Source organism: Psychrobacter sp. ENNN9_III, from assembly GCF_001462175.1.
Classification (GTDB): Bacteria; Pseudomonadota; Gammaproteobacteria; order Pseudomonadales; family Moraxellaceae; genus Psychrobacter.
Window position 1 is genome coordinate 1 of sequence record NZ_LNUO01000195.1, and the last position, 6,007, is coordinate 6,007.

The 6,007-nt window shown below is 46.8% G+C and carries 6 protein-coding genes; 1 reads left to right on the plus strand and 5 read right to left on the minus strand.

The window, feature by feature from the left end:
* Positions 1 to 398: MazG nucleotide pyrophosphohydrolase domain-containing protein (locus tag PENNN9_RS11755; protein WP_319822899.1), on the minus strand; the 398-nt coding region annotated here is incomplete at its 3' end.
* A 154-nt stretch (positions 399 to 552) separates the two neighbouring features.
* Between PENNN9_RS11755 and PENNN9_RS11760 the strand changes: the two genes are divergently transcribed.
* The gene (locus PENNN9_RS11760) at positions 553 to 2,040 is read left to right on the plus strand and encodes a phosphomannomutase/phosphoglucomutase (protein ID WP_058369856.1); all 1,488 of its coding nucleotides are present in this window, start codon (positions 553 to 555) and stop codon (positions 2,038 to 2,040) included.
* Between the two features lie 7 nt (positions 2,041 to 2,047).
* Here PENNN9_RS11760 and PENNN9_RS13165 read toward each other — a convergent pair whose 3' ends face one another.
* The 4 genes from PENNN9_RS13165 to PENNN9_RS11775 form a co-directional block, all read right to left on the minus strand.
* Positions 2,048 to 2,926 carry a hypothetical protein gene (locus PENNN9_RS13165; RefSeq protein WP_227511818.1) on the minus strand — a complete coding sequence of 293 codons (879 nt, stop codon included), beginning with the start codon at positions 2,924 to 2,926 and terminating at the stop codon, positions 2,048 to 2,050.
* Positions 2,866 to 3,402: a hypothetical protein gene (locus PENNN9_RS13170; protein WP_227511819.1), complete on the minus strand. Its 537-nt coding sequence runs from the start codon at positions 3,400 to 3,402 to the stop codon at positions 2,866 to 2,868. The genes PENNN9_RS13165 and PENNN9_RS13170 overlap by 61 nt, the downstream gene beginning before the upstream one ends.
* Before the next feature lie 96 nt (positions 3,403 to 3,498).
* Entirely contained in the window at positions 3,499 to 5,178 is a 1,680-nt protein-coding gene (pgi, locus tag PENNN9_RS11770; RefSeq protein WP_058369857.1) for a glucose-6-phosphate isomerase, read from the minus strand.
* A gap of 19 nt (positions 5,179 to 5,197) precedes the next feature.
* Positions 5,198 to 6,007, minus strand: an 810-nt coding sequence (locus PENNN9_RS11775; RefSeq protein ID WP_058369858.1) for a UTP--glucose-1-phosphate uridylyltransferase, incomplete at its 5' end; no start/stop codon positions are given.

Below are 6,007 nucleotides of genomic sequence, written 5' to 3' on the forward strand. Positions count from 1 at the left end.
TCCCAGCGCGCTTTAACCGCCGCTTCGTCTGTTAGGGATTCAGCTTCAAACACATGCGGATGACGGCGAATCAGTTTTTCTTGGAGGGTAGTAATGACGTCACCTACATCGAAACGCCCTTGCTCAGCGTACATCTGGCAATGAAAGACAACTTGTAGCAGCACATCACCAAGCTCACCTTTGATATCTTCGTCATCATCACTTTGTACCGCTTCACCCAGTTCATAAGCTTCTTCTATAGCATAAGGAATAAGGCTATGATTGTCTTGTTTTTTGTCCCACGGACAGTCAGCTCGTAGCCGCGCCATCAGTGCTAACAAGTCATTAAGTTGACCACTGGCTTTTGGAGTGCCTTGTACAGGTTTGGGTGCTGATATTTTATTTTTTACGGTACTCATAAAGGATGCTCTTATACTTTTATTTGTTATTGGATAGAATAACGTTAATTTCATAACGATTTTTTCGTTAGTGTAGCATTGAACGCTGATTGGCTTATAATTGTGCTATCTATTGTGAACTTATTACTGCTTTAGCGTAAGGAATTCTACCACTATGTCTACTTCTGCGACCCTGAGCTACCAGCCAGCGACCGATTTTGACCCTATTACTATCAGCTCATTTAAAGCTTATGATATTCGCGGTGAGCTTGGTGTCAACCTAGACGAAGCAATCGCTTATCGTATTGGACGCGCTTTTGCACAGATTTTATATCAGCGTTATCACGCAGCAGCCGCTCAGCAAGATAACGATATGACAGACTTACAACCTGCTATCGTTATCGGTAGTGATATTCGCCACTCAAGCGAGCAGTTAAAACAAGCGACGCTTAAAGGCATCATCGACGCAGGTGTCGATGTCATCGATTTGGGCATGACTGGAACAGAAGAAGTGTATTTTGCCACCAGTCACTATCGGGCATTAGGCGGTATTGAAGTCACGGCAAGCCATAATCCTATTAACTATAATGGACTAAAACTGGTCAAGGAGCACTCAAAACCCATTAGCGCTGATGAGGGTCTGGCAGAGATTCAAGCTTTAGCAGAATCGGGACAATTCACCACTGATCACTTGGCAGGAAAATTACAATTATTGGCTGATAAAAGCGCCTATGTTGATCACGTTATCAACTTTATCGATACTGATAAGCTTAAACCACTTAAATTGGTTATTAACTCAGGTAACGGCAGTGCAGGCCCTGTCGTTGATCTATTGATTGAGAAGCTTGCACAAGCGGGCGCACCGATTGAAGTCCTTAAACTGCATCATACCCCCGATGGTAGCTTCCCCAACGGCATCCCCAATCCTATGATTGAAGCCAATAGAGTCGCTACCCAGCAAGCTGTCTTAGAAAACAAAGCTGATCTCGGCATTGCCTTCGATGGCGACTTTGACCGCTGTTTTTTATTCGATGAGAATGGTGAATTCATCGATGGTAGCTACGTCGTTGGCATGCTGGCGCAGGCTTTTTTAAATAAATATCCAAATGAGTCCATCGTCTACGATCCGCGGGTCATATATAACACCGAAGCCGTGATCAATGAACATAATGGCAAGGCGGTCATCAGTAAGTCTGGACACTCATTTATCAAGCAAGTCATGCGCGAGTCGGGCGCAATCTATGGCGGCGAGATGTCCGCCCATCACTATTTTCGTGACTTTTTCTATTGCGACAGCGGTATGATTCCATGGCTTTTGACCATTGAGCTATTATCTACTACTGGTAAGACGCTATCAGAGTTGGTCACAGGCTATATTCAAGCGTATCCTAGCTCAGGTGAGCTCAACTTTCGTCTCACTACTCATGATGCACCGACTATCATTCGCGCTATCGAAGACAAGTTTGACGCTCAAAATCCCACTAAATCAATGCTTGATGGCCTAAGTCTTAACTTTGGGGAGTGGCGACTTAATCTACGAGCATCGAACACCGAACCGCTCATTAGACTTAATATCGAAACCCGTGGTGATAAGTCGTTATTAGCCAACAAGGTAAGAGAAATACAGGAATGGCTTGAAGCGCAAGGCGCGGTGTTGGCTTAAACGCGTATTATTTAGCGCGACCAATGCCCACATAATCACCAACCAGATTATCCATCTGGGTAAAGGTTAAAGCGTTTTGCGTATCAAATATAGGTTGCGCGGTTTTATTGATTTGACTGATATCCAAATCCTTGTCTAACGGCCAGCTCATGATAAACAAGGCTTGAGTATCATCAAGCCTTGCATAAGGGTCTTCGACTAACGTTAATAAAGGCTGCTTGCCGTATAATTTCTCTAATTCAGTCTGCGCCTTTTCGCTATAGATAATCGTCTGAATATTATACGACCATAGCAATGCTAACAGCGGATGAATCGCTGAGCCTACGGTGCGACCCGACCCTGACTTATAGCTACCGCCCCAGATCATCACGGTCTTATTATCGATAAAACCATCGAAATATTGCCAGAACTTACGAAATATCAGCTCTTTTTGATCTTCGTTGATATCGATCACTGACTGTAGCATCGGCATGTCTACGCGGCTCGCCTGCCCTGACTGCTGCAATTGCAAGAGTTCAGTAGGCAGGGTATTACCACCAAAGCCCCAGCCTGCTTGCAAATAGCTACTCCCAACGCGCTCATCTAACCCCATGATGTGACTGACTTGCTGAATGTCGACATCGTGACTATCAGCAAGACGCGACATCTCATTCATAAAGCTTACTCGCGTCGCGAGCATGCTCATGATGCTACTGCGGGCAAACTCTATCGTTGCGATATCAGCACTATGACTGACACGAGCTTGTTGCGTTAAAGGCTGCAGCGCACTTAGATGCTGGCGGCTACTGTTCGCTGTCTTTTCGCCAAGCAGCCATAGTGACGGTGTCAACATCGAACTGTACGCGGCGCCATCTTGTAAAAACACAAAGGTATGTAATATACCCATGCACGTTGCAAGCGCTGGGCAAGCGCTGAGATATGCCCTAGTTGCTCAATACTACTCATGATAATCGGTAACGCTTGCTGGCGACTTTGATTAAACGCTGTCACCCAGCTCTCCTCCACCCATACTGACTTTATACTATCCAAAAACAGCCAATAAAGCGCCACTTTTGAGCGTGGTTCACTGTCATCACTGGCGGACTCATAAGTATGTAATAACTGATGAGCACTACTTGGCAATGCAAAATTGATGATCTGCTGCTGTTGATTATACATCTGCCATAATGCCTGCAAATGCCGCTCAAAGCCATATTGCTGCAACTGCTGCTCTAGCATCTTAGCGTCTGCATATAAGTGCACAGTCTGACCCAAGCTTGCTAGCACCACAGCGCTTGTAATAGCCTCGATACCGTGACCTACAATGACGCAGACTTTTAATTTATGATTAATATTATCGGTATGGCTTGGCGTAATAGACATCTTATATCCTTATTATGATGGTGCAAGAAATGCATCCTACGATAGCTGAGTTAAAACCCAGTCTGCGATGGCTGCATCATTAAACCTAAGGTAACATTAAGAGAAGCGCTTGATATGCTGTAAGAGCTTATTGGTAGAGGTATCAAATAGATCACTATCCTCTTGCTGCATCGCATGATGTACCGACTCTGCCATCTGCTTACCCATCTCAACCCCCCATTGATCAAACGGATTGATGTCCCAAATACTGGCCATCACATAGACTTTATGCTCATACAGTGCAATCAGTGCCCCTAAGCTATGCGGCGTCAGCTCATCGATAAGTAGCGTTGTCGATGGCTGGTTACCATGATAGTACTTGTACTTATCCGCCTCAGACATGGTATGGACCGTAGCAGCAGTGATAGTATTTTCAATCGCAGCATTACCAAAGGCCAATACGCGGCTTTGCGCCAGACAGTTGGCCAATGACAGCTCATGCTGCTGTTGCAATGAGGCGTTGTGAACCTTATCGTCATAACGACGCACGCAGGCGATAAAGTCACAAGAGACCTGCTGCGTTCCTTGGTGTAGTAGCTGATAAAACGCATGCTGTGCATTGGAGCCGATCTCGCCCCATAGTATCGGACAAGTATCGTAGTCGATATGCGCGCCGTGCTGGGTAACCGACTTGCCGTTACTCTCCATCTCAAGCTGGGTTAAGTAGCTTGGCAAGTAGCTTAAACGACCATCATAAGGCAGTACTGTATGCGCATTTACCCGCAAAAAGGTACTGTTCCAAACGGCAATTAAGCCTAATAATACTGGCAAATTCTGGGCAAATTCCGCCTGTGCAAAGTGCTCATCCATACTATGCGCGCCTGCCAATAGTGCTTTAAATGCTGGCATGCCGATACGAATCGCAGTGGCAAGCCCGATCGCTGACCACAACGAAAATCGACCACCGACCCACTCCCAAAGCTGCAACTGGTGCTCAGGATGGATACCCCATGCGCTCATCTTGTCGCAGTTGGCCGATATACCGATAAAGTGGCGACGTAACACGCTACCCTCTGTCCCATCACGGCGCTTGGCAGTGGCCAGCAACCATGACAATGCAGTCTTTGCATTAGATAAGGTATCAACGGTACCAAAAGATTTAGAGGAGATGATAAATAAAGTGGTTTCAGGATTTAGATGCTTGAGCAGATGATCAAGATGAGTGCCATCCATATTGGAGACAAAATGCACTTCAATATCCGTATCTGCCCACTCATCAAGCGCAGTCGTCGCCATCAGTGGCCCAAGATCAGAGCCGCCAACGCCGATATTGACGACATCGGTAATCGCCTTACCCGAAAACCCGCGCCATGTACCACTACGGACACGCTCAGACAATCGGGCTACCTGCGCCAGACTATGGTGCACATCTGCCACTACATTTTGCTCATCGACTTGTAGCTTCGCACTCTCAGGTAAGCGTAACGCGGTATGCAGGGCGGCACGCTGCTCACTGGTATTGACCATCGCCCCTTGCAATAGCGCCTTGATACGGGCTGATAAATCACAGCTCTTGGCTAGATATAGCAGATTGGATAACACCGTATCATCGATACGCTGCTTGCTATAGTCCATATATAACGCACCAGCTTGCGTGCTAAAGCGTGTGGCGCGCTCATCATCTTGAGCAAACAAGGCGGTAAGCGACCACGGCTGAGCCGCTAGGCTTTGTAACTGCTGCCAGTACTTAGAGTGGCGCGCGCTGTTGTAGGCGTTATCATCCTTGATATTATTCATTAGTGATATTACCCGTCAGTTATTTGTCATCTGCTAGTTGCTGCTCGGCAAAATAGATAAACGCCTGCATATATGAGCGCATATCGCCTGCGTCATAGCTTGCGCCGCGCATGGTCGTGACATTGACCCCGTATTCGTTAATAAGGGCGTCAATGGCATCGGTCAGCTGAATCTCACCGCCGACCGAGGCTGTGGTATTGGCTAGATAATCAAAGATTTGATTGCTAAATACATAACGGCCGACCACCGCTAAGTTGGATGGCGCATCTGCTAAGCTCGGCTTTTCTACAAAGCCTGCGACTCTAAAGCTGGCATTTACTGCCTTCTGATCATCTACCTTGTTAGCATCGCTAGAGGCTTCATCTAATTGAGCGATACCGTACTTATGCACGTCTTCATCGACGACTTTATCTACCAAGATTTGAGAATGGCTGTCTTTAGCAAAGGCATCCAGCATAAAGGCCAAATTGTCAGTGGACATATCAGTGGTAAAGGGGTCGAGGACGACATCCGGTAGCAAGACGGCAAAGTCATGTGCGCCGATAATAGGACGCGCGGCCAACACCGCATGACCCAACCCTAACGGCTTACCTTGACGTATCATCGATACGGTCACATCCTCTGGTAGCCAGTTAAGACTATCGGCAAGCTCGTCTTTGCCTTTGTGACGCAATTGGTTATCGAGCTCAGCATTGATATCGAAGTAGTTTTCAATTGCGCTCTTTTGCGCGTGGCCGACCAAGACAATATGTTTGATACCGGCAGCGATGGCCTCCTCAACGACATAATGAATAGCTGGGCGATTGCCAAGTGGCAGCAGCTCTTTTGG